Annotated in this window: 1 protein-coding gene; it reads left to right on the forward strand. The window is 34.9% G+C overall.

Features of this window, described 5'->3' with window-relative positions; all coding sequences use genetic code 11:
* Window positions 1–1,210 (forward strand): BspA family leucine-rich repeat surface protein (locus tag AB3I12_RS13295; protein ID WP_368015670.1); only part of this gene is annotated, 1,210 nt, incomplete at both ends.

The raw sequence follows: 1,210 nt of genomic DNA on the forward strand, positions 1-1,210 counted from the left end.
ATCTGGAAAAGTAGTCGCTCCGGAAAATTCTGGATCCTTATTTAATAGTACATTTCTTAATTTAACTGAAATCGAAGGGTTAAGTCAACTGGATACTAGTAAAGTAACAAGGATGAATTCTATGTTTGCCGATATGAGCAACGTAACAAGTTTAGATTTAAGTGGTTTTGATACCAGTAAAGTAACAAGTATGAGTTCTATGTTTTTCAATATGAGTAGCGTAAAAAGTTTAGATTTAAGTGGTTTTGATACCAGTAAAGTAACAACTATGGCTCAAATGTTTGCCCATATGAGCAGCGTAACAAGTCTAGATATAAGTGGCTTTGATACCAGTAAAGTAACAAGTATGTTTGGGATGTTTAACGATATGAGTAACGTAACAAGTCTAGATTTAAGTAGCTTCGATACCAGTAAAGTAACAGATATGAGAATTATGTTTAGTGGTACTCCACTTAAGAAATTAATTCTAGGAGATACGTTTAAATTTGTGACATACAACGGATATAACGCAAATCTTACTTCTGCTTGGAAGCGAGAAGATGGCAAAGGGAAGGTTTATACAGCAGAAGATTTCATGAATAACTATGGCACCGGTGACTTGACTGCTGGCACGTATGTTTCTGCTACAGGATGGTGGGGTACCAGTCCGTATAATTTTGATAAAAACACAGGAACATTGACGATCGAAGCAGGCGAATTAAGTGGCTATAAAGAATCACCATGGAACAGCGACAAAGTAGATATTAAAGCCATCAAGAAAATTGTCTTGGCTGGAAAAGTAGTTGCTCCGGAAGATTCTAGATACTTATTTAGTACAAGTACCAGTGGTAAGGATCTTACGAATGTAACTGAAATCGAAGGGTTAAGTCAACTGGATACCAGTAAAGTAACAGATATGAGTTATATGTTTTTTGGTATGAGCAGTGTAACAAGCTTAGATGTAAGTAGCTTTGATACCAGTAACGTAACAACTATGAGTTATATGTTTTATGGTATGAGCAGTGTAACAGGTTTAGATGTAAGCAACTTTGATACCAGTAAAGTAACAACTATGGGTTATATGTTTAAAGGTATGGGTAGCGTAGCAAGTCTAGATTTAAGCAACTTTGACACTAGTGAAGTAACAATTATGAGTAAAATGTTTGATGATACTCCACTTAAGAAATTAATTCTAGGAGATACATTTAAATTTGTAGAAACAGATGGAAAA

This window comes from Enterococcus sp. C65 (assembly GCF_040887165.1).
GTDB classification, from domain to species: domain Bacteria; phylum Bacillota; class Bacilli; order Lactobacillales; family Enterococcaceae; genus Enterococcus_B; species Enterococcus_B hirae.